The sequence below is a fragment of the Nanhaiella sioensis genome (assembly GCF_046557775.1).
In the GTDB taxonomy this organism is placed as follows: Bacteria; Bacillota; Bacilli; order Bacillales; family SM2101; genus Nanhaiella; species Nanhaiella sioensis.
Window position 1 is genome coordinate 2,834,408 of record NZ_JBKAEG010000001.1, and the last position, 22,944, is coordinate 2,857,351.

Sequence of the window (22,944 nt, forward strand, 5' to 3'; positions counted from 1 at the left end):
TGGCGATGATGCTGGCTGTTTTAGCATTGTTAAGATAATGAGAACGTATACATCTAACAATCGTGACATCTTTCTATATTTACAATTTTTGAGCTATCATAATACTCATCAAAATTGCAACGAAGTTATGAAAAGAGACTGTGCAAAAATTCATAAACGTTATTTGAAATTTGTATCACTTATCTGTTTTAGAAGAGAAGATATTGCGTGTAGATTCGTAGTTTGAATAACATAAACTACTAATGTGAAATTAGTTATTAAGTTCATGAATTGTTCAACGAGGGTGATGTCGATGGCGATTATTGAGATTAATAAAGTCATTATTGTTGAAGGGAAAACTGATAAACAGCAAGTCGAAAACGTTTTAAATGAACCAATAGAAATCATTTGTACAAATGGGACGCTAAGTGTGACTAAATTGGACGAAATTATTGATTCAACATTTCATCAAGATGTATTTGTTCTTGTTGATGCTGATGAAGCTGGTAACAAGCTCCGTCAGCAATTTAAAAGAGAGTTTCCTGAAGCGCAACATATTTATATTGATAAAGTGTATCGTGAAGTTGCAGCTGCTCCGTTAAAACATATTGCAGCAGTTTTATTCCGTGCAAATTTTATAGTGAAAAGACAATACTTATAAGGAGTTTAAGCATTATGCAGCAATGGACAGACCAAATAAACAAGGTTTTACAAGCTTCAGGTTTAAAGGGAGTATATTTCTATACGCCACTTTGTGGAACTTGTCAATTAGCAGAACGAATGCTTGGCGTTGTAAAAGAAATTGTACCTTCAATAGAGTTTGGTAAAGTGGATGTTAACTATGTTCCTGACATGGCAGAACGGTACGAAATTCAAAGTGTACCGTGCTTGCTCATATTTAAAAATAATATGGTCATTAAGCGTATCTATGCTTTTCAATCCGTAGACGTATTATATAAGCACTTAAAGGACCTAGATTAACATTTGTTCTCTATTAAAAAACTATATCTTATTTCCAGACTTTAGAGCCATTCTCCTCGAGGCCATTTATCCAATCATACGATGGAAAAACTCGCTTCAGATTAGGTGGCTCTATTCCTTGTGAGGGATGATAGAGTCCTTTTATCTAGGTCAGCTTCCATACTCCTCCAGTAATTTCAACAAAAACAAATTCAGTTGTGGAAAACCTGAATCTCATCAAGGGAGTGAGCGCTCAGAAAGAGGTAGCTCGGCATTACTTTTAATTTCTTGAAGGAGTTTGCCTTGAAATATCGAAAATTTTAAAATAATAAAAATATTTTGTTGACCTTAAGCTTTACAGGATGTTTAGCGTTACGAGTTGTTTCACGTACCTAGAAGAGCAAAAGTGACCTAAAGTTCAGTTAATAGAGGATATAAAAGTCCTTTACTCTTTTGGCTGTCCAGCTAAAGAGCCTATTCAATTTAGATAATAAACACGTTAACTAAATTGAATAGTCTCCTTTATATGGGATGGTTCCGACGCTTGTAGAAGATGGTCTAAACATTTGCACACTTTCTTATAATTCTAAGGAACGAGGGGGGGAGAGAAGTTACCGAAAATATATTACTTGTTTGTTGTACTAGGTTGTATGAATTGGTGAAGTACTCCTATACACATGTAGAACAGCTAGTCATATGTTTATCGTAACTGAATGTATGGAACTTAGTTTATTTCTTAACGAGTTTAATAATAGGTTCGTTCAAAATTCACACTTAAACCTACTCCTACCTAACCAAGCAATCATTGTTAATTTTGAAAGTAATAAAGAGAAAGTTCAAGTTGTGTTAACAGCAAGGGGATTGGAGTTGAGCAATCGGCAACAAAGTCCTGCAGACATTTCATTAGGTGCTGAACCCCAGCAGTTTTACGAATTGTTATCTGGTAAAGAAAAGTTACAAAAATTGATAAGTCGACAAAGTATCATTTGCCAAGGGAAATTCAGATACATTCTTTTACTAGAATCTTTATTTGCTTTAAATATTAAAGGAGAAGGGGAAGAAAAAAATGCGTAATGAGAAAGATTATCGTTTAGAAACTTTGAGTGTCCATGGAGGATTAGAAGCTGATCCAGTGACAGGTGCAAGAGCAGTACCAATTTATCAATCAAATGCATTTAGATTCAAGGATACGAGCCATGCAGCTAATTTATTCTCACTCCAAGAAGAAGGATATATTTACTCACGGATACACAACCCTACTGTAACTGTTTTGGAGGAAAGAGTGGCATTACTTGAAGGTGGAATTGGTGGATTAGCATTATCAAGTGGAATGGCTGCTATAACGACTGCGATTCTTAATCTAGCAGGAGTAGATGATGAAATTGTTGCAGCATCTACTTTATATGGTGGAACGTATAATTTATTAGCTAACACATTGCCGAAATATGGTATAACAACTCACTTCGTTGACCCTTCCCAACCTGAAAATTTTGCAAAGGCCATTTCTTCTAAAACAAAAGCGATATTTGCTGAAACAATTGGTAATCCAAGCTTACACGTATTGGATATTGAGAAGGTTGCTTCAATTGCTCACGAAGCTGGAATTCCGCTAATCATTGATAATACATTTGCTACTCCTTATCTGTGTAGACCGATTGACTATGGTGCTGATATTGTCATTCATTCTGCTACAAAGTGGCTTTTAGGAAATGGTACGACTTTAGGGGGAATAATCGTTGATGGTGGCAAATTCAATTGGAATTCTGAGAAGTTCCCAGACTTTATAGCCCCTGACCCAAGCTACAATAATCTTATATACGCAGAAGCACTTGGAGAAAGTGCATTTATCGTCAAAGCTAGGGTGCAATTATTAAGGGATTTAGGTGCTTCATTAAGTCCATTTAATGCTTATCAATTTAACCTTGGACTAGAAACATTACATGTACGGATGAAAGAACATATTAATAATGCCAGGAAAGTCGTTGAATATTTAGCGAAACACCCTGCTGTAGAGTGGGTTTTGTATCCCGACCATAAAGATCATCCTGCAAAAGAACTTGCTAAAAAATATTTACCAAAAGGTAGTGGGTCCATCGTTGTGTTCGGCATTAAAGGAGGGAGAGAAGCAGGCGCTAAAGTAATTAATCATGTGAAGCTATGGTCGCATGTAGCAAACGTAGGTGATGCTAAAAGCTTGATTATCCATCCAGCAAGTACAACACATCAACAATTAAGTACCGAGGGCTTAAAATCTTCAGGTGTAACAGAAGATTTGATAAGATTGTCAGTTGGAATTGAGAATATTGACGACCTATTAGAAGACTTAGAGCAAGCAATAGAGACAGCTACAGGACTAACTCAAAGTAAATAATTAGGGTGAATTGATATTTGTTTTGTATGTAAATTCCATAAAGATATTCATTGACACATATAAATGAGCGTGATAGAATCACAACTATACTTTTTAAAAGAGATTAATTTTGAAATGTAATTTTAAAAATGAATAAATTAAACATTGATATATACTCTTATCAAGAGAGGTGGAGGGATGTGCCCTATGAAGCCCGGCAACCATCAACGGTGAAGTTGAAATGGTGCCAATTCACACGAAGCGTATGCTTTGATAGATGAGAGAAAGGAATATAATTAAGCCTTTCTGCTCATATGTGCGGAAAGGCTTTTTAATTTTGTTGCTAAGCTTTTCTATTAGGTTGATTACGCATTAAATGTTGCTGTTCGTACAAAAATATAAACATGTATTCATTTGGTATTCGTAATATCTTATCTTTTACACATGCTGTTTTCATAATGATTGTTGTAGTTTGTATGAAGAAGTACAAATATACAACTATAGTTCATGCCATCTAATCTTTTGAAAATCAACAACAACTATAGTTGCTGAATTGTTAACGATAGAAACAAATTTTACGAAAAGAGCCTTTGATAAAACAATGATAATGGATAAAACGACTATCTAGCTGCTAGAAGAGCTAAATTTGGCAGATCGTTTAGTTTGTAACATAAAACGCACTAAATTTATATGAATAATATGATTAAGGAAGTAGGTGAGCCTTTTGATAAAGCTATCTGGGGTAAAAAAAGTATATCAATCTCAAGAAGGAGAAGTAGTTGCTGTAGATAATGTCAATGTGAATATTGGCAAGGGTGAAATATTTGGCATTATTGGTTACAGTGGCGCAGGGAAAAGTACACTCATTCGTTTGTTAAACCAGCTTGAAGCAACAACAGAAGGAACAATTACGATCAATAATTATGATATGACCTCTATTAAAGGGGGTGAGTTACGTAAATCACGACAAGAAATTAGTATGATTTTTCAGCATTTTAATTTGCTTTGGTCAAGAACTGTAAGGGAGAATATATCATTTCCATTAGAAATTGCTGGTATTCGTAAAAAAGAACGGTTGAAAAGGGTTGATGAGCTAATCAAGCTAGTAGGGTTGGAGGGAAGAGAAAATGCGTATCCTTCACAACTAAGTGGTGGCCAAAAGCAGCGAGTTGGAATAGCTCGTGCTTTAGCAAATCGTCCGAAAGTATTATTATGTGATGAAGCAACCTCAGCACTTGATCCACAAACAACAGACTCAATTCTTGAACTGCTTGTGGATATTAATAAAAAGCTAGGTCTCACAATTGTGTTAATCACTCATGAAATGCATGTGATTCGTAAAATATGTCACCGTGTAGCTGTAATGGAAGATGGCAGCATTGTTGAACAAGGTGAAGTGTTATCGGTGTTTCAGCAACCGAAAGCTTCTATTACTCAGCAGTTTGTTAAGCAAATTACAGAACCAGAAGAAGCGACAGAAACAATTGAGCATATTTTAGAAAGCTACCCTGAAGGTAAAGTAATTAAGCTATTGTTTGTTGGGGATGATGCTGAACAACCTTTAATAGCAGAATTAATCCGCCAGTTTAATATTGGTATTAATATTATACAAGGAAAGATCTCACATACACAACACGGTGCATATGGCACATTGTTTATTCATATGACAGGAACCGATGAAGAGATAAACCGCTCGATCACATATATAAAGGAAAAACATGTGACAGTGGAGGTGATACAGCATGGTTAGTCAACTATTTGTAAACGTTAATTGGGAAAAAATGTGGGAAGCAACATTTGAAACGTTATATATGACTGTTACATCGGTGATTGCAACATTTGTTTTTGGTGTTATTTTAGGGCTCTTACTTTTTTTAACATCGAAGGACAACCTATTGGAACATAAGCTGATTAATACAATCATCAGTAGTTTTGTAAACATTTTTCGTTCTATACCATTCATTATTTTAATCATTTTATTAATTCCGTTAACAAAATTCATGCTTGGGACAATTAGAGGAGCAAATGCCGCTTTACCTGCTCTCGTAATTGGAGCAGCACCTTTCTACGCAAGAATGGTAGAAATTGCATTGCGAGAGATTGATAAAGGTGTTATTGAGGCGGCACGGTCTATGGGGGCGAAAACAAGAACAATCGTTTTCAAGGTGCTGCTACCTGAAGCACTTCCTGCACTCATATCAGGAATTACAGTGACAGCAATTGCTCTAGTTGGTTATACTGCTATGGCTGGAATTATCGGTGCGGGGGGGCTTGGGAATTTGGCTTATTTAGAAGGTTTTTCTCGCCGTCATACCGATGTTGTTGTTGTAGCAACCATTTTTATTCTTATTATAGTGTTTATCCTCCAATACATTGGAGATTTTATAACATCAAAAATAGACAAAAGATAGGAGAAGATCATCATGAAAAAAATATTTGCAATCGTAAGTACATTACTCGTAGTTTTTGCTTTGGCAGCATGTGGAACGAGTAAAAAAGAAAGTTCATCAGAAAAGAGTCAAACTAATCAAGCTTCAGAGGAGAACAAGCCATTAGTAGTTGGAGCTTCGAATGTACCGCATGCGGAGATTTTAGAACAAGTACAACCGATATTAGCTGACAAGGGAATTGATTTAGTTATAGAAACATATCAAGATTATATTTTACCGAATGAAGATTTAGATAGTGGTGACCTTGATGCTAACTATTTTCAACATATACCATATTTAGAATCGCAAATGGCGGATGTAGGCTATGATTTCGTGAATGCGGGTGGCGTTCATATTGAACCAATCGGAGTATATTCACAAAAATATAGCAGCTTAGATGAATTACCAGAAGGCGCTGTAATTATTATGAGTAATTCAGTGGCTGATCATGGGCGCATTTTAACAATGCTAGAATCACAGGGCTTAATTAAGTTAGCAGATGATGTTGAAAAAGTAGCAGCAACACTTGATGATATTGTAGAAAATCCAAAAAATCTGGAATTTGAAGCTGAAATCGACGCTGCTTTATTACCTGAGTTTTATAATAATGACGAAGGTGATGCTATTTTAATCAATACAAACTATGCGATTGATGCTGGATTAAATCCGTTAGATGATGCTATAGCAATTGAAGGCGCTGATTCTCCTTATGTAAATATTATTGCTGTGCGTAGTGGTGATGAAAAAAATAAGGAAATTGTCGAATTAGTTAACGCTTTGCGCTCAGAAGAAATCCAAAATTATATTATTGAAGAATTTGAAGGAGCAGTTGTCCCTGTTTCGGAATAAGAAATAAGAAGAAAAACCAGTGATTTCACTGGTTTTTTCTTCTTATTATCGTATAATGAGTTTGATGTGTATTTTGGATGTTTTTTGTTTTTTATGCAAACAATATATGTCGAAGACAATCTTTACTTTTCTACATATAATGAAAGAAAATACTTTTTAAACTTTTTTATTTAAAAAGTATAGCTATGGTGTTAAATGGTTGCTAATACTTTTCATTTGTTATAAGATTGTAATGAGAATAAAATGAGAATGAAAGTATTTAAACAAATAGTATAGAAGATAAATTGGAGGTATAGTAATGGCAGCATCAACATTAACAATTAGAGATCTTCATGTTTCTATTGACGGTAAAGAAATTCTAAAAGGGGTAGACCTTGACATAAAAGGTGGAGAAATTCACGCGATTATGGGACCTAATGGTACAGGTAAATCAACCTTATCTGCGGCAATCATGGGTCATCCAAAATATGAAGTAACGCAAGGTAGCATAACACTGGACGGTGAAGATGTGCTGGAAATGGAAGTAGATGAGCGTGCGCGTGCTGGTCTATTCCTTGCTATGCAATATCCAAGTGAAATTAGTGGTGTAACAAACGCAGACTTTTTACGTTCATCTATTAATTCTCGTCGTGAAGAAGGCGATGAAATCTCATTAATGAAGTTTATTCGTAAAATGGATAAGCAAATGGACTTCTTAGAAATGGACCCAGATATGGCACAACGTTACTTAAATGAGGGTTTCTCAGGCGGTGAGAAAAAACGTAATGAAATTTTGCAATTAATGATGCTTGAGCCGAAGATTGCAATTTTAGATGAAATTGACTCAGGTCTAGATATCGATGCGTTAAAAGTTGTTTCCAAAGGTATTAATGAGTTGAGAAGTTCTGAGTTCGGTTGTTTAATTATTACTCACTATCAACGTCTATTAAACTATATTACTCCAGACAAAGTACATGTAATGATGCAAGGCCGTGTTGTTAAATCAGGTGGTCCTGAGCTAGCTCAACGTCTTGAAGCAGAAGGCTATGACTGGATTAAACATGAGCTTGGAATTGAAGATGAAACAGTAGGCCAAGAAGCGTAAGCGTTAGGAGGATGGACATGTCAACAATTGATACGAAACATGCATTCGATCAGGATTATATTAGAGGCTTGTCAAAAGAACTAGGTGAACCTGAATGGTTACTAGATCTCCGCTTACAAGCTCTTGCGAAATATGAAGAGTTACCTCTGCCAAAACCTGATAAAACTAAAATAGATAAATGGAATTTTGCTAATTTTAAGAACCACCTAGTAAATAGCGAAAAATATACATCGTTAGACGAACTTTCAAGTGAGGTGAAGGCACTCATTGAAAGTGAAAAAGATGATAAAAGCCTATATATTCAACGTAATAATACAGCTGCATTTTTAACGCTACCACAAGATTTAACAGCGAAGGGTGTTATATTAGCTGATATCCAAACTGCAGCACGTGAACATAGTGATCTTTTACAGAAGTATTATATGAACGATGGAGTAAAGATTGATGAGCACCGACTAACAGCATTACATGGAGCTTTAATGAACGGAGGAGTATTCGTTTACGTTCCGAAAAATGTAGAGGTTGATACACCGATACAGGCTGTATATGTACACGATGATGCAGACGCTACATTAATGAACCATGTGATTATAGTTGCTGAAGATAATAGCTCGGTCACTTATGTAGAGAACTATATTTCTACTACGGAGGTTAATGACGGAGTTGTTAACATTATTACGGAAGTGTTTGCAAACACTAATGCCAAAGTAACGTATGGTGCCGTTGATAATCTGGCACAAGGTGTTACGACTTACGTAAATCGCCGTGGAGTAGCTGGTCGAGATTCGAAAATTGAGTGGGCATTAGGCCTAATGAATGACGGAGATACAGTATCGGAAAATATTACCCATCTTATTGGTGATGGATCTTACGGAGATACTAAAACTGTGGTTGTTGGCCGCGGTGAGCAGACTCAAAATTTCACAACGAGTGTAGTGCACCATGGGAAGCATTCTGAAGGTTATATTTTAAAGCATGGTGTTATGAAAGAGGCAGCTTCCTCTATCTTTAATGGCATTGGAAAGATTGAGCATGGGGCTTCAAAATCTAATGCAGAACAAGAATCACGCGTTCTTATGCTTAGTGAAAAAGCACGCGGAGATGCAAACCCGATTCTATTAATTGATGAAGATGATGTAACAGCTGGACACGCTGCATCTGTTGGTCGAGTTGATCCAATTCAACTATATTATTTAATGAGTCGTGGGTTGCCGAAGGAAGAAGCGGAACGTCTCGTTATTCATGGCTTTTTAGCACCTGTTGTTAACGAGCTTCCAATTGATTCGGTTAAAGAACAGTTAGTTGAGGTAATCGAAAGGAAAGTAAAATAATGAATATCCAAGATATTCGTGATATGTTCCCGATTCTAAACCAAGAGGTTAATGGAAACAGCTTAGTTTATCTGGACAGCGCAGCGACTTCACAGAAACCAACATCTGTTATTGAAGCACTTGATCAATATTACCGCCAGTACAATTCTAACGTACACCGTGGTGTTCATACTTTAGGTACAAAGGCTACAGATGGCTATGAAGGCGCGCGAGAAAAGGTTCGAAAATTTATTAATGCAAGAAGCACTGAGGAAGTTATTTTTACACGCGGTACAACTACTGCACTTAATACAGTTGCAGCTAGTTATGGCCGTGCCAACCTTGCAGAAGGTGATGAAATTGTCATTACCTACATGGAGCACCATAGTAATATTATTCCTTGGCAACAGCTTGCAAAAGCAACTGGAGCGACTTTGAAATACTTACCGTTACAGGAAGACGGCACAATCTCCTTAGAGGATGTAGAAAACACAATAACGGATAACACGAAGATTGTATCGATGGTATACGTTTCCAACGTGTTAGGTACAATTAACCCTATTAAAGAAATTACGAAGATTGCTCATAAGCACGGTGCTGTTATGGTTGTTGACGGAGCCCAAAGTACTCCGCATATGAAAGTAGATGTCCAAGACTTAGATTGTGACTTCTACGCCTTTTCTGCTCATAAAATGTGCGGACCGACAGGAGTAGGAGTATTATACGGAAAAAAACATATACTTGAACATATGGAACCAGTTGAGTTCGGTGGAGAAATGATTGATTTCGTTGACTTATATGAATCGACTTGGAAAGAGCTACCTTGGAAATTTGAAGGTGGAACACCGATTATTGCAGGTGCGATTGGTTTTGGAGCAGCGATTGATTTTCTTGAAGAAATTGGACTAGATAAGATTGAAGCACATGAACATACATTAGCTCAATATGCTTTACACAGACTATCGGAGGTCGATGGATGTACTGTATATGGGCCAAGCAAACGAGCTGGGTTAGTTACGTTTAATGTTGATGACGTACATCCACATGATGTAGCAACGGTATTAGATGCTGATGGAATTGCAGTAAGGGCTGGACACCATTGTGCTCAGCCATTAATGAAATGGTTAAATGTTTCGGCTACTGCACGTGCTAGCTTCTATATATATAATAATGAAGAGGATGTAGATCGTTTTGTTTCTTCATTAATTAAAACAAAGGAGTACTTTAGCAATGTCTTTTAATGCCAATCTTGACCAGCTATACCGTCAAGTGATTATGGATCATTACAAAAAACCACGTAATCGAGGTGCTATTGAAGAAGATAGCGTAACGGTGGATATGAATAATCCAACATGTGGTGATCGGATTCATTTAACGATGAAAGTAGAAGATGGAAAAGTTGTAGATGCCAAATTTGAAGGAGATGGCTGTTCAATTTCAATGTCATCTGCGTCAATGATGACACAAGCGATAAAAGGCCAGCCAATTTCAAAGGCAATGGAACTTTCAAAAATCTTCTCAGATATGATGCAGGGCAAAGAGTATGACGATGATATCGATTTAGGTGATATTGAAGCTTTACAAGGAGTTTCAAAATTTCCAGCGAGAATAAAATGTGCAACACTTGCATGGAAGGCTATGGAAAAAGGTTTACAAGGGAAAGAGTAACTGAGAGGACGTGAAAATGTCCAACTTTCTCATCTGATGAACATTTAGTTAAAGGAGGCTGCGATCAATGGCAAAAAAAATGCCTGAAATAGGTGATTATAAATACGGTTTTGCGGATAAAGATGTGTCGATTTTCCGTTCAAAACGAGGTTTAACAAAAGAGATTGTTGAAGAAATTTCTCGCATGAAGGAAGAGCCACAATGGATGCTCGACTTTCGTTTGAAGTCGCTAGAGCATTTTTATAATCAAGCGATGCCACAATGGGGTGGAGATTTAGCGAGCTTGAATTTTGATGACATCACATATTATGTGAAGCCATCTGAAAAATCCGAGAAATCATGGGATGAAGTTCCAGACGAAATTAAAACAACTTTTGATAAACTAGGTATTCCTGAAGCAGAACAAAAATATTTAGCTGGAGTATCTGCGCAGTATGAATCTGAAGTCGTTTATCACAACATGAAGGAAGACCTTGAAGATCTTGGAATTGTGTTCAAAGACACTGATTCTGCTCTAAAAGAAAATGAAGATATCTTCAGAGAGCATTGGGGGAAAGTCATTCCACCAACTGATAATAAATTTGCTGCATTAAACTCTGCAGTGTGGTCAGGCGGATCGTTTATTTATGTTCCACCTGGAGTTAAGGTAGATACACCTTTACAGGCATATTTCAGAATCAATTCTGAAAATATGGGACAGTTTGAACGTACACTTATCATTGTTGATGAAGGTGCACACGTTCATTATGTAGAAGGTTGTACGGCACCAGTTTATACAACAAATTCATTACACAGTGCTGTCGTAGAAATTATTATTAAGAAAGACGCGTATTGTCGTTATACGACGATTCAGAACTGGGCAAATAATGTCTTTAATCTCGTAACAAAGCGTGCGGTATGTGAAGAAAATGCTACGATGGAATGGATTGATGGTAACATCGGTTCGAAGCTAACAATGAAATACCCAGCTGTTATTTTGAAAGGTGCAGGCGCAAGAGGGATGACATTGTCGATTGCGATCGCTGGTAAAGGACAGCATCAAGATGCTGGAGCGAAAATGATCCATCTTGCACCTAACACATCGTCAACAATTGTATCGAAATCGATCTCAAAGCAAGGTGGAAAAGTAACTTATCGTGGAATTGTTCATTTTGGTCGTAAAGCAGAAGGATCAAGATCTAACATCGAATGTGATACGTTAATTATGGATAATAAATCTACTTCAGATACAATTCCATATAACGAGATTTTAAATGATAATATTTCGTTAGAGCACGAAGCGAAGGTTTCAAAAGTGTCTGAAGAACAGTTATTCTATTTAATGAGTCGTGGTATTTCTGAGCAAGAAGCAACAGAAATGATCGTAATGGGCTTTATCGAACCATTTACTAAGGAGCTCCCAATGGAATACGCTGTTGAAATGAACCGACTGATCAAATTTGAAATGGAAGGTTCAATCGGATAATTTATAATCGTTAAAGAACTCACATATATTGTGGGTTCTTTTCTTAATTTGCGTTGTTCATCGTTATATTTTATAGGAGGTTATTATGATTTACATCGGTCTTACAGGCTGGGGTGATCACGATAGTTTATATCCAAACAAGGCTTCCTCACGTGATAAGCTACATCATTATAGTGCTCATTTTCCAATCGTAGAGCTAGATGCATCCTTTTATGCCTTGTACACCTATTATAGGGGATAAAAATCGACTAATAGGATAAGAAGAAAAAACCTTTATATATTAACTTATATCAGGTTTTTTTTTTATTCCCATTTATTTGCTGTGTGGGAATATTAACTTTATACTAAATTATATGAATTTAACATTATTTAATAGTTAGTAAGGGGAAAAAGCCTCGGTCCCGAGGATAGGACTCCACAGAACGAAGTTCGAGGAATTTAAGAAAACATATTGATATGCAGAGATCACATATTAGTAGGAATGTGAAACAGGAAAGGGTGTTTAAGTAGTAATGGGAATAGAGAATTATAAATGGTTTGCAACAGAAACAAAAATAGAGCATTTACTAGGTAACAACCAGTTAGAAGAAAAAACCGTAGTTACAATTGGAATTAAAGATAAGAACACCAACTTTCAAGTCCCACACCCTATTTCACATTTTGTAAGACAAAAATATCAATATAAAGGAAAATCTTTAAGTTCACAAATAAATCCAGCTAGAGAAATAGTTAAATTCTTAAACTTTATCAATGAACAAATATCTCTTCGGAATCCTGAATTTCAAATCTTATTAGAGAAAGGGTTTAGAGGATTACAACTTATTCATGGGGCCCGTTATATTACATACTGTGCTGAAAAAAAACTATCTTATAAATATGTCAAAACTATTGAGAGATATCTCATACATCTCTATGACTACTTAAATGATATGGACTTATTAGATGAAGAAATAGAATTTAATACATATGTTAATAGGCGAAAAGAAGAAGTAATGATGACCCCTTTTGTTCATCCAAGTTTAGATACACAGTACCCTTCCACCGATGATCCAGTCCGAAACAAATTAAAAGATTTTGGAGACGACACTGGAAAAAGAAATAAGTTAGTTTATGAGTTTATAGAAGAAGCTCGAAGAGTATCTCCTGACATAGCTTTTGGAATCGCTCTTCAAATTTTTGCAGGATTACGAAGAGGTGAAGTTGTGAACCTAACTTCAGCAACTGTTCCTACAGATTTTTTAAGTGGTTCAAATTATATTGCCGTCCTTGATAACCAATATCGTCTATTTAAACATCTTAAGAACACAATAAAGGAGCAAGTGAAAAGGCCCCGTTTACAACCTGTATTGCCAAGTGCTTACTTAAAAGAATTATACGAAGCCCATATGAAAATGAATACAAAGATAAGAAAAAAGAACCAATATGCTCTCTTCGTTGGTGAAAAAGGACAAACCATTTCTGGAGGGACTTATGAAAGGAAATTTGCAAAAGTTAAATATGCATATATTGATAGATTAGCAAGAACCCCTGGTCGTTATTCGGATTTTAACATGCTTGATGACGCTATTTGGGGAACTCATATTGGTCGAGGGATTTTTACTAATTATTTATATGATATGGCTCTTGATGACAGGCAAATGTCTATTGCTAGAGGTGATAAAAGCACCCTATCTTCAAAAGCTTATATCGATTATAGAAACGTGATATCCAACTTTAAAGATGCAATGGAGGCCTTCTCGAATATAGAGACGTTGGGTGTGGGAAATGCTTTGGATAACAAATGGAATTGGGAGGTTTTCAGCAAATGACATCAATAATTCCCTTTAAAGAAGCCTATAAGCATCTGGGAGGAGAATATAAATATCCAACACAATCATCAAGAAGTTCTTTAATCTCCAGAATAACAAGATTGATTAAATATGGAGTTGTACAAGGAGACGAAAATGACAAGTTAGTTGATATTAATTCATTAAAAGATTATGTTGAATTTGAATCAAATATCTTAGAGGAATATATGAACCTTGTAGAATTTCATGAACTACTCGGAACTAGTGTAGAGATTCGTTCTGATAAAATGAAGGATATTTTATCAGGATTGAGAACTGAATTTATTTTTGATTATGTGGAAACAGAATTTCCAATCTATAATCGTAAGTTTTTTATTAACAAATCATCAGTTGAGAGGTTTTTAAGAGCATATATATCGGTGGATGAAGTGAAAAGTGTAGTGAGTAGGAGTGAAAATACTTGGTGGTATACGTTTAAGCGTTTAGAGATCACTCCACTGACTATAGGGGCAAAGCGTTTTATCAAAAAAAGTGAATATGAAAACATTTTGGATGAAGCTGACGCAAGTATTAATCAATCTAATTATTATACACTAGAAGAGTTTAGACAAGTTTTATTATTGTCGCAAACTAAGGATTCTCTTGCCGTTGAAAAAGATTATGATCTTAAACCCTTGAAACTAAATGGACATTGGAAATTTTACAAAAAAGACATAATTGATGATTTAAAACTTCGACAGAACTATTTAAGAGAAAAATATATTTCACTTCCAGAAGCAGAAGAACTGGCTGCTGCCGAAGGTTTTAGGTTTGGTGCAGAATATATTGAAAGTGAACCAGTGAATAGTTTGCTCCGTCCTTTTTTTAAAAACAAGGTGAAGATGTATTCGATAGAAGTATTCAACAACTGGTTGGAAGGCCGAAAAACTAAATCTGAGTTCTTTTCGCTGTCAATGGAATCAGATTTTAATACATTTAAATATCGCTCGGAAATTAAAGGGATAGACATTAATGAGTTGGGCCCTTTTACATCTAAAACCTGGTTACAATTTATTTCAAGCAACCTTAAAAGTTCAAAAGCTAACTCACAATCTACCGATAGATACATTACTAATTATGTTTATTGTACAGAATATTTGATTGGCTTAGTAAATTCAACAAAGATACGAGAAATTTATTCGGTAACTTCAAACGATATTAATATCTTGTTTAATGAAATCCCCAAAAGGTCCTCTTTGATAATTTACCGGTATTTAAAAGGAGTCTATAATCAATTGAATAAGGAGAAGATGAAAGCTTTTGCTTTTCAAAAGGTTAATGACCCCAATGATTTTGATAAAGAAGAAAAAGATAAATCGGTATACGAATACGAGGTCTATAAAGAAGTATATCGTTATGCCAAAAACCTCTCTTTGCACAAAGAAAGAGCCATAAGAGATACATTAAGAGAGATTTCTGGAAAAAGAAAGATAAAATATTATGCAACAAGTTGGTTATATGTTCTTTTGCACTTAAATAATGCCTGGAGACATTCAGATATCATTACCTTTCCAAAAGTAAATTTAAGTGGGACACAAATTATTGATTTAAACTGGATTCTAAAAAATGATTTGGAAGATGATGATGTCGATCATATTATTAAACAGGTGTATAGATCCGAGTTTATTATTTCTAAAACTCAGGTTAAAAATTATTTCTTTTGTTCTGAGGAATTAAAAAAAACCTTTGCTACAGCAATTGCAATTTGCCAATTCAGAATCAATGCACTTTCTCCCCTACGTGAATCTCTTATTGATTTTGGTAATAAGAAGCAGAATTTTTCGGATTCACGACGTAAATCTTTTTTTGGACTTTATGATGATAAAGAATTTCACTTTTCTTCAAGAAAGATGAATAGATCGTTGCTGTCCTATATCTATGTATTATTGAGTAAGATGCAAAAAGGATCAGAAGGATTAAAAACTATTCAGAAAATGAGAGGACACTTAGAGAAAGAGACGACTAATATGTATGTGGATATTCCAAAAGAAGAGTTGAATTTTCTTACTAAACAATTATTCGCACGAGGTTCATTTGGTTTTATATACGATACATTTCTGGATGTTTTACAAGGTGTTGAAATCGATAGAGAAAAAAGAACTACGGAAATTCAGTTCCTAGAAAAATATATTGGTAGCATTCATCAAATTGAAGAAATTTCAGGGTTTCTGAATGTCATACAGAGGGATAGAAAAGCAATCTTAGATCGCATATTAGCAATGGGTTTAGATGAAGCATTAGAATTTATCAATAAAATAGAAACAAATCAATTACCGAGTAAGAAAGAAAATGTTCAATGCATGGTTGCGGAAACTGGTTGTGTAAAAAAAGGACAAGGTGTTGATTGTTTCGACTGTGCATATAACATTCCAAACTACTATTCCCTCTCAGCACTTGGAGCAAGTCTTCAGGATAGATTAAACAATTACTTAGACTCCCATAAACTGGACTCGGAAATTCCATACTATGAACAGAGAAAACGCGCTAGGTTATTTTATATCCAATTAGACATGTTTGCTCAAGCGATTCAAAAGTTCGGGTTTGATGTATACGAGTTTTTAACAGATTCTCGTGAAGAATTTATAGAGAAGCAAGATATGATTAGGTCTCTAGCAGATCAATTTCAATTAACGGAGGGGTGAACTTAACTTTGCAAATAGACCAGCTGGAAGAATATATAGATTTGGATGAGTTGTCAGGTGAGAGCTTTTCGATCACCGAAAGTGTTGCCATTGCAAAACAAATCCTCGCAACTCTCAGAGAAGATGATGAAATCTTTGATGGGGAATTTGATGATGATAACTGGACTTTTGAAAGACATTTAGCAAAAGGCACAGAGATTTTTTTTGATTTTACTAAATTAGAAAACGTAGCTAGATTTCGTGATGACTGGCCTCCCTACTCTGTTCTTGTTGTGAAATGTTGGATTGCTGAACTTTTAAGTGAGTTCTACCCAGCGTCAGTCAGACAGAAATTAGGGTGGCTATTGAAGGTTATCAAACAAACCGACTATTTTAATAAAGATAAGTTAAATGATTTCATAGAGTACTTACGAAACTACACTCCTTCAGTCAAAAAGTTGTTGGAAAAGAATGAGGTTTTGAATATAGATGTTCTAGAAGAGGAACTTAAAAAGGATAATCAAGGGATTGGAACTGTTCTTGGAATTATAAATATTTCCTTGAACTTCTTGACATATAGTCAATTGGAATCTTTTCACACTTACCATAAACCTTTGATGGATATCAAAAAAGGATTACCGAATAATTCATCTGCTAGACGATTATCCAAAGGAAAAGATGTTCTAAAATTAGACAACAGCATCAATCAATACTTTGTCGATGGATTCAATTCCCCTTCCAGACTGTTTTTCGCACCTATTTTTTTATGGTGGAAGATAACAAATATAATCCCAATCCGTATAAGCGAGTATTGTACGATGAAAAAAGATTGTATTTCACAGAAAAATGGAAGATATTACCTTATGTTACCACGTGAGAAAAAACCCGGTACTAAAAGAAGAATTCAAGTAGTTGATACTCTGGAAATCACCAAGGACATATTTGATTTGATTGATGATTATATCCAACTAACAAAGCCATATAGGGAAAGTAAAACATTGATATCTTATAGAGCTATCTTAGCCTTAGAGGATAAGAATACCAATAGAGAGAGGATGAAAAAGAATAAGGACTATTTTAATCGTTTTGTTTTCCAAAAACTATTAGAACGATTTTATAGAGATGTCGTCTATGGTGAGTACAAAATATCGGTAGAACGACAAGTAAAACCCAATGATACTAGGCATTTTGCATTTTGTTCCTTACTGCTGCAAGGAATATCCCCGATTGAAATAGCTAGATTAGGTGGACATTCTTCCCTTGAAGCTCAATACCATTATTCAAACCATACGGAGTATTTTATTGATGTAGAGGTGAAAAAACTGATTGATGGTTTTAAAAGAAAAGATGGAGTTCTGAGAGGAACCACTTTTGAAGGTCAAGAGATTACATTAGGTGAAATAGAAGAAAGAAGTTTGCAGTTTCCCTCTAAAGATAATAAAACGAGGTTACAGATGGAAATAGGTTTTTGCACTGATGAATTACAAAGGTGTGAGAGTGTAGAATGCATGTTATGTAAGCATTGGTGGATTCACCCTGTGGATTTAGTGAAAATAAAGCCGTTAATTGAAAAGAAAATTCTTGAAAGAAAACAAAAGATAATTGAAATGGGAGACTTTTTGAAAAAACTAAATGAAAGTCTTAATACGGAAATGGTAAAACAAAATGATGTACATCCGAACACCTATACTAAAATGAAGACTGATGCTTCATTTATTCAGGAACATTTAGAGGAGATAGCTCGTTTAGTGATACTAAAGGGAGGTAATGACGATGAATAAGAAGAAAAAAAAAGGCAGGCCAGCAACGGAATATGACGAAAAAGAAATATATGTAATCGTAAATCATTATAGGAAAAATGTTAAGCCACAAGGCGATATTAAGTATTTACAGTTGTATCATTATCATTTAAAACTCCATAAGGAGCATCCTGAGATTTGTAGCAGAACTTATTCAGAGGATTTTTGGAGAAAGAAAGGTCAGCCAGGACGCAAGGCAATTGATACCTCTAACGAAATTAGAACAGTAACCCTTGTGGATGGAAACGAAAATAAAAAAGACATTCCGAATGTGGTTGATGTAGTGAATAAATACTTGAAAGATTCAGGGAGGTTAATTAAACATTTGGTACCTCTTGAAAATGAAGTAAGAAGGAGTATACAAAAAGAAAGAGAATTAAAGCAAAAAAATGAAGATTTGGAAAAAAAATTAGTGCAAGTAAGAGAAGAAAAAAGAGAATTAAGAGAACAAATTCAAGCTCTTAAAGAAAGTATGTTCAAATTGTTTCATTACAGTGATAAGGATGGAACTCCATTACAAAACCTACTTGATATAAATAATAAAAACAAACGAATTAAAAGGGCTTTAGAAGAGGCGTTTAGTAAGCCACAGGATTTTTATACAGAACTTGAAGTCTTCCAGCAGCGTACAACAAATGAAATAACTAAAAAAGATAATGTTGTGTCTTTAAATAATGCGGAAGATAAGACTAAGAGAACTATAGCAGATGATTTTGAGGGAAGGTTTTAGAAGTTAAGTAATAAATCATGTTTTAGGAGGGAAACAAAAATAATGGCTGAATACATCTAGAGAATGAACCTTATGTAGGAAGATAGTGGGAATTGACGTAGAAGCCAGTGGGTTTTGGTTGTCATTAGAAACACAAATTGAAGGTATGGGGATTGGTTTTTTCAAACTTGGCATTCTTTTATGAAATTGAAAAATTAAGAATAGCAGCTTAAGTGATGTTATCAGGTGAGTCTATATGCGTATAATATTTCACTGATTCTTAACGGTTTTACTTAAAAGGTACACACATTACAATTCACACATAAAAAAACAATAAAAAACATACTGTAGTTCAGGCGAATTTACATCCTGTTTTTATTATTTAGACGATTACAATGCATTCTTACTTAATTTCACTTTTATTTCACAAGGTAATTCTCAACACTTTTCACAATAATGGAAATAAAATTTTCAGGAATGAGTTTTTACTGTGTAGCAACGAATTACATGTATAAGCAATGAGGTTCGTAAGGCACCTATTGCAATGGCTTTAACACCTAAATCAAGCTAAAAGTATATTCTATAAAATTTTTGTCTCAATTTTCCACTTAGTTGAGCATAGATACGAATAGTTTCCTCTTTTCATGCGCGAGTAAACTCTGGATAACATCAAGAGGAGCCGTTATTAGCTGTCAAAATAATTAAAATTAGATTCTTGCCAATCATCTTTCTCATATTCATACATTTTGAAGATGAAAATGGAATAAGGTTTAATCGGCATATATTCTGTTGAGAAGCGAATGCCTTGCAGTAGCATATTCAGCGTTTTGCTTCAGGATCATAATCTTAGCAATCATCTGGTCTCATCGGTCAACATTAAGAAATAATTCTTTAAAGAATAAATCGAATAGAATTGTAGCAGCCCATTAGAATATTTTATCTTGTTCAAGCTTTTAAAATGAATCATAACCACCATCTACGGTTTGGGATATGTCAATTTCAAGCTGAGATAGATGTTCATTATTACACAGGTATTACAACAAGGTATTTTTAGCCTATGATAGAGAATTACTGTCCCATTTAATTATAGGTGCTTGTTTGATTCCAAAGATTAAATTTGTGTTGGAGCCATTTTGGAAAGATGTGTTCATCTGTGTCTTTTGTAGGTTCCTTACCACACAAAAAGCAGTGGTTTTGTGAAAGGGGCATGTCCATATCGAAATCCATATGAAATCACATCCTTAATAACAATAATTAATCTATTTAATTTTACTATATATTACTTTATTCTTTAGGGACTTATGTTGAAGAAGCAAAACCATAAAATAAATGACTTACTGCGCAGGACAAGAATACAGTTAAACAACTAATTTAATTCTCCATCCGGTCACTTTTGCGAATGACCATAAGCCTAATTCTTTGGTGAAAAATAAGATGAATTAGGCTTAAATAATTTAGAATTACGTTTTTCTAGATTGACACTAAGTGGTATATCCCTTGTTAACCTCTGGTAAAAAAACATGTCCGAGATGGTGCATTCTTGTGGATGTAATCATCACTCACAACTTTCTAAGTAGCGTGTAAGAATAATCAGTTATCACATAACTTGAAGAATATGAATTACTCCAGTCAGATATACATATTTAGACTGAAAAGAAGACTTTCATACAGGGGTGGATGAAATTGGTTGCGTTCAGCAGCTAAGATTAATTCTCTAGCTCTTTCATGCTCCTCATTAAATGAACATACTTCTTCTCATTATTTTTCCTCGCTGGGTTGGTTCAACGAAGGGGTTGCTTTAGTTAAACAATTTTAGATTATAAAGGGAATAGAAAAGAAGTTAGTTTTTAGCGAGTGTGCAAAAAAATTAAATAAACTTACTCATCATTAATACTAAATGAATATGTTCCTGATGAAACAATCAGTGGTTTCGAAGCTGCTGGTACATGTACGGAAGCAATTTAATCTTAATTGCTGAAAAGAAAAACTCATTACATTTAAATGATTAAGATATTCAATAGTTAATTAAAAAATAATTTAAAGGCTGTAAAAACAAGTTTTTATATACTACTTGTTTAAGCATCAAGCTTTATTAAATTCACAAAGACTTTTAACAGGATACTCAAATTAATTAATCAATAACCCTCCTCTACTTCTTTAATAAAATCACTTGGCTTTATATTTAATTCTCTACATAAAGAAAAGATAGTTTGAACAGTTGGTTTCCTCAATCCCCTTTCTAACATTGATATATAAGTCCTATCAAGATTACATCTATGTGCTAGCTCTTCTTGTGATAACCCCATATTTTTTCTGTGTTTTTTTAGGGATTTTCCAATCTTATCTTCTAATCTCAAGTAATAACCACCTTCACATTAAAAAATGATTTGTTATTACCCTGATTGTTCAGAAGATGTGATAACTAGTCTACGGACTATAGTATACAAAAGAAAAATATGGATATAATAACGTAGACTATAGTAATCAAAAAAGGAGGGTCTTTATGGCTATCGTAATGGCTGAGTTAGAATTTGAAGGAATAAAACCACTTCTTTATAACAGCTTCTCTATTGAAGCATTATCCTTTTCAAGATCTGAAGTAAAAGGAACAGCTGGAAATAACCCAGAAGAATGGAAACAGTCGGTGAAAGTAACAGAGTCTGGACAAATCTACTTACCTTCTTCTTATGCATTTGCTTGTGCATTAAATGGGGCTAAAATGCTCAGAAAAGGAAAAGGAACTTATCAAAATGCAGTAGCTGCTACTCTTGATATTCTTGATGATAAAATTTTGTTAAATCGAAAGCTTCCAGACGACATTTTAAAAAAATCCGAATTCGATGATGTTTACTTAGATGTCCGTGGTGTAACAAACAAAAATAATAAGGGAAGTAAGAACATAAGATATAGAGTTTGCTTGAATCCTGGTTGGTCTGGAAAATTCAAAATACAGTTCGATAATACAATTGTTGGGTTAGAGCATATGGAGCAAATCTTTATAGATGCTGGTAAATTTTCAGGCTTTGGTGATGGTAGAAGCATTGGATATGGAAGGTTTTCTATTAAGAAGTTTTCTTGCTCTGGTGAGAAAACTGCCTAGAAAGAGGTTGGATTTAGCTCTCTGGAAAGAATTGAGGAAAAAGGTATGGTTGAGAGATAAGAAAAGATGTACTAGGTGCTCAATAGAATTAAAATTAATCTCTTGTCACATAGATCATAAACAGTCAGGATTGTTGGGTACAAATGAAATGAAAAACTTGCGTACGTTATGCAGAAAATGCCATGTACTTCGTGCTGACATAAGGCATCAAGGTATGATTGATAAAGCCTTAAAAGATGGAGTCATTAAACCTGGATGGAGGAATCATGTCTGGGATGATTAATAATTAATTATTATGCGGTGTGGTAAAAGTGCGGTGCGATACGGTATGTTGTGGTGTGTTGTGGTCTGGTTTGGTATGGTAAGGTTTTATACGTGGATTTTGTATATTAATTGTGAGCATTTAATTCTATTTGTTTTGTTAATCCTTTTAACTATTTCTTCAAAAATCATAGGGCCGGGAATGATAAAATTTCTCCACACTCAACATCTCACACTCGGTTATAAAACAACTTTTGAGAATTTGTTGTTTTCATAAATAGATAGATTCGACAAAATCATTCTGCGAGTAGGGATGGATGTCCTTGTTTTAAATGGAAAGCAAATTCACCAAACTCCCACCTTAGTTGTTGCCTTGATTATGGATAGTGGCTTATTTAGAATGCTTATCTGGCCATTGAAACGCCCCCTTTTTAACCTACGATAGTAAAGCAGAAACCAAAATGTCCTCAAACAAGAGATTTTGTTTATAGTGTGAACGATTGAAAAAACAAATGACCCAGAAGAAGTACAAGT

19 protein-coding genes, 2 pseudogenes and 1 riboswitch are annotated in these 22,944 nt (G+C 34.7%); of the genes and pseudogenes, 19 read left to right on the forward strand and 2 right to left on the reverse strand.

Annotated elements, in window-relative coordinates:
- Positions 1-292: 292 nt before the first annotated feature.
- The 17 genes and pseudogenes from V1503_RS13050 to V1503_RS13130 all read left to right on the forward strand — a co-directional run bounded on the left by V1503_RS13050 (position 293) and on the right by V1503_RS13130 (position 19,070).
- A complete protein-coding gene (locus V1503_RS13050; protein WP_214481086.1) occupies positions 293-640 on the forward strand; it encodes a toprim domain-containing protein in 348 nt (115 codons plus the stop codon).
- 14 nt (positions 641-654) lie between these two features.
- Positions 655-960, forward strand: a complete 306-nt coding sequence (locus V1503_RS13055) for a thioredoxin family protein (protein WP_214481085.1) — start codon at positions 655-657, stop codon at positions 958-960.
- Between the two features lie 696 nt (positions 961-1,656).
- Positions 1,657-2,013 (forward strand): SCP2 sterol-binding domain-containing protein, encoded by a 357-nt coding sequence (locus V1503_RS13060; RefSeq protein ID WP_410629429.1) that lies wholly within the window; start codon positions 1,657-1,659, stop codon positions 2,011-2,013.
- Positions 2,006-3,310: an O-acetylhomoserine aminocarboxypropyltransferase/cysteine synthase family protein gene (locus V1503_RS13065; protein ID WP_410627506.1), complete on the forward strand. Its 1,305-nt coding sequence runs from the start codon at positions 2,006-2,008 to the stop codon at positions 3,308-3,310. Before V1503_RS13060 ends, V1503_RS13065 begins: the two co-directional genes overlap by 8 nt.
- Positions 3,311-3,464: 154 nt before the next feature.
- A riboswitch (SAM riboswitch) is annotated at positions 3,465-3,573 on the forward strand.
- Positions 3,574-4,013: 440 nt separating this feature from the next.
- Entirely contained in the window at positions 4,014-5,039 is a 1,026-nt protein-coding gene (locus V1503_RS13070) for a methionine ABC transporter ATP-binding protein (RefSeq protein ID WP_410627508.1), read from the forward strand.
- Positions 5,032-5,700, forward strand: coding sequence for a methionine ABC transporter permease (locus V1503_RS13075; RefSeq protein ID WP_214481081.1), 669 nt, complete (start codon positions 5,032-5,034; stop codon positions 5,698-5,700). The genes V1503_RS13070 and V1503_RS13075 overlap by 8 nt, the downstream gene beginning before the upstream one ends.
- A gap of 12 nt (positions 5,701-5,712) precedes the next feature.
- Positions 5,713-6,567, forward strand: a complete 855-nt coding sequence (locus V1503_RS13080; protein WP_410627511.1) for a MetQ/NlpA family ABC transporter substrate-binding protein — start codon at positions 5,713-5,715, stop codon at positions 6,565-6,567.
- Positions 6,568-6,865: 298 nt separating this feature from the next.
- Entirely contained in the window at positions 6,866-7,651 is a 786-nt protein-coding gene (gene sufC / locus V1503_RS13085; RefSeq protein WP_214481079.1) for a Fe-S cluster assembly ATPase SufC, read from the forward strand.
- Positions 7,652-7,668: 17 nt separating this feature from the next.
- On the forward strand, positions 7,669-8,982 hold the full coding sequence (gene sufD / locus V1503_RS13090) for a Fe-S cluster assembly protein SufD (RefSeq protein ID WP_410627514.1): 1,314 nt from the start codon (positions 7,669-7,671) through the stop codon (positions 8,980-8,982).
- A complete protein-coding gene (locus tag V1503_RS13095; RefSeq protein WP_410627516.1) occupies positions 8,982-10,202 on the forward strand; it encodes a cysteine desulfurase in 1,221 nt (406 codons plus the stop codon). The genes sufD and V1503_RS13095 overlap by 1 nt, the downstream gene beginning before the upstream one ends.
- Positions 10,192-10,629 (forward strand): Fe-S cluster assembly sulfur transfer protein SufU, encoded by a 438-nt coding sequence (gene sufU / locus V1503_RS13100; RefSeq protein WP_214481076.1) that lies wholly within the window; start codon positions 10,192-10,194, stop codon positions 10,627-10,629. Before V1503_RS13095 ends, sufU begins: the two co-directional genes overlap by 11 nt.
- A 67-nt stretch (positions 10,630-10,696) precedes the next feature.
- Positions 10,697-12,094, forward strand: coding sequence for a Fe-S cluster assembly protein SufB (sufB, locus tag V1503_RS13105; RefSeq protein ID WP_214481075.1), 1,398 nt, complete (start codon positions 10,697-10,699; stop codon positions 12,092-12,094).
- An 85-nt stretch (positions 12,095-12,179) separates the two neighbouring features.
- Positions 12,180-12,314 (forward strand): annotated as a pseudogene (locus tag V1503_RS13110) (DUF72 domain-containing protein); the annotation flags it as partial.
- Positions 12,315-12,606: 292 nt separating this feature from the next.
- Positions 12,607-13,902 carry a hypothetical protein gene (locus V1503_RS13115; protein WP_410627519.1) on the forward strand — a complete coding sequence of 432 codons (1,296 nt, stop codon included), beginning with the start codon at positions 12,607-12,609 and terminating at the stop codon, positions 13,900-13,902.
- A complete protein-coding gene (locus V1503_RS13120; RefSeq protein WP_410627521.1) occupies positions 13,899-16,562 on the forward strand; it encodes a hypothetical protein in 2,664 nt (887 codons plus the stop codon). Before V1503_RS13115 ends, V1503_RS13120 begins: the two co-directional genes overlap by 4 nt.
- Positions 16,563-16,570: 8 nt before the next feature.
- Entirely contained in the window at positions 16,571-18,322 is a 1,752-nt protein-coding gene (locus V1503_RS13125) for a site-specific integrase (protein ID WP_410627523.1), read from the forward strand.
- Complete coding sequence (locus V1503_RS13130; protein WP_410627525.1) at positions 18,315-19,070, forward strand: hypothetical protein; 756 nt, start codon at positions 18,315-18,317, stop codon at positions 19,068-19,070. The genes V1503_RS13125 and V1503_RS13130 overlap by 8 nt, the downstream gene beginning before the upstream one ends.
- Positions 19,071-19,616: 546 nt before the next feature.
- On the opposite strand, the pseudogene V1503_RS13135 reads toward V1503_RS13130, so the two are convergent.
- Positions 19,617-19,729, reverse strand: a pseudogene (locus V1503_RS13135) (integrase); the annotation flags it as partial.
- Between the two features lie 1,455 nt (positions 19,730-21,184).
- Positions 21,185-21,406 (reverse strand): helix-turn-helix domain-containing protein, encoded by a 222-nt coding sequence (locus V1503_RS13140; protein WP_410627526.1) that lies wholly within the window; start codon positions 21,404-21,406, stop codon positions 21,185-21,187.
- Positions 21,407-21,552: 146 nt separating this feature from the next.
- On the opposite strand from V1503_RS13140, the gene V1503_RS13145 reads away from it, so the two are divergent.
- Both V1503_RS13145 and V1503_RS13150 read left to right on the forward strand, forming a co-directional pair.
- Complete coding sequence (locus V1503_RS13145) at positions 21,553-22,149, forward strand: hypothetical protein (RefSeq protein ID WP_410627528.1); 597 nt, start codon at positions 21,553-21,555, stop codon at positions 22,147-22,149.
- The gene (locus V1503_RS13150; protein WP_410627530.1) at positions 22,097-22,432 is read left to right on the forward strand and encodes an HNH endonuclease; all 336 of its coding nucleotides are present in this window, start codon (positions 22,097-22,099) and stop codon (positions 22,430-22,432) included. The genes V1503_RS13145 and V1503_RS13150 overlap by 53 nt, the downstream gene beginning before the upstream one ends.
- Positions 22,433-22,944: the final 512 nt, after the last annotated feature.

Bases quoted from the DNA above. Each gene is read 5' to 3' on its own strand.
- sufC (WP_214481079.1), top strand. From the start codon at position 6,866: ATGGCAGCATCAACATTAACAATTAGAGATCTTCATGTTTCTATTGAC.
- V1503_RS13130 (WP_410627525.1), top strand. From the start codon at position 18,315: ATGAATAAGAAGAAAAAAAAAGGCAGGCCAGCAACGGAATATGACGAA.
- V1503_RS13095 (WP_410627516.1), top strand. From the start codon at position 8,982: ATGAATATCCAAGATATTCGTGATATGTTCCCGATTCTAAACCAAGAG.
- V1503_RS13150 (WP_410627530.1), top strand. From the start codon at position 22,097: ATGGAAGGTTTTCTATTAAGAAGTTTTCTTGCTCTGGTGAGAAAACTG.
- V1503_RS13065 (WP_410627506.1), top strand. From the start codon at position 2,006: ATGCGTAATGAGAAAGATTATCGTTTAGAAACTTTGAGTGTCCATGGA.
- V1503_RS13145 (WP_410627528.1), top strand. From the start codon at position 21,553: ATGGCTATCGTAATGGCTGAGTTAGAATTTGAAGGAATAAAACCACTT.
- sufB (WP_214481075.1), top strand. From the start codon at position 10,697: ATGGCAAAAAAAATGCCTGAAATAGGTGATTATAAATACGGTTTTGCG.
- V1503_RS13080 (WP_410627511.1), top strand. From the start codon at position 5,713: ATGAAAAAAATATTTGCAATCGTAAGTACATTACTCGTAGTTTTTGCT.
- V1503_RS13055 (WP_214481085.1), top strand. From the start codon at position 655: ATGCAGCAATGGACAGACCAAATAAACAAGGTTTTACAAGCTTCAGGT.
- sufD (WP_410627514.1), top strand. From the start codon at position 7,669: ATGTCAACAATTGATACGAAACATGCATTCGATCAGGATTATATTAGA.
- V1503_RS13050 (WP_214481086.1), top strand. From the start codon at position 293: ATGGCGATTATTGAGATTAATAAAGTCATTATTGTTGAAGGGAAAACT.
- V1503_RS13120 (WP_410627521.1), top strand. From the start codon at position 13,899: ATGACATCAATAATTCCCTTTAAAGAAGCCTATAAGCATCTGGGAGGA.
- V1503_RS13075 (WP_214481081.1), top strand. From the start codon at position 5,032: ATGGTTAGTCAACTATTTGTAAACGTTAATTGGGAAAAAATGTGGGAA.
- V1503_RS13115 (WP_410627519.1), top strand. From the start codon at position 12,607: ATGGGAATAGAGAATTATAAATGGTTTGCAACAGAAACAAAAATAGAG.
- V1503_RS13060 (WP_410629429.1), top strand. From the start codon at position 1,657: ATGGAACTTAGTTTATTTCTTAACGAGTTTAATAATAGGTTCGTTCAA.
- sufU (WP_214481076.1), top strand. From the start codon at position 10,192: ATGTCTTTTAATGCCAATCTTGACCAGCTATACCGTCAAGTGATTATG.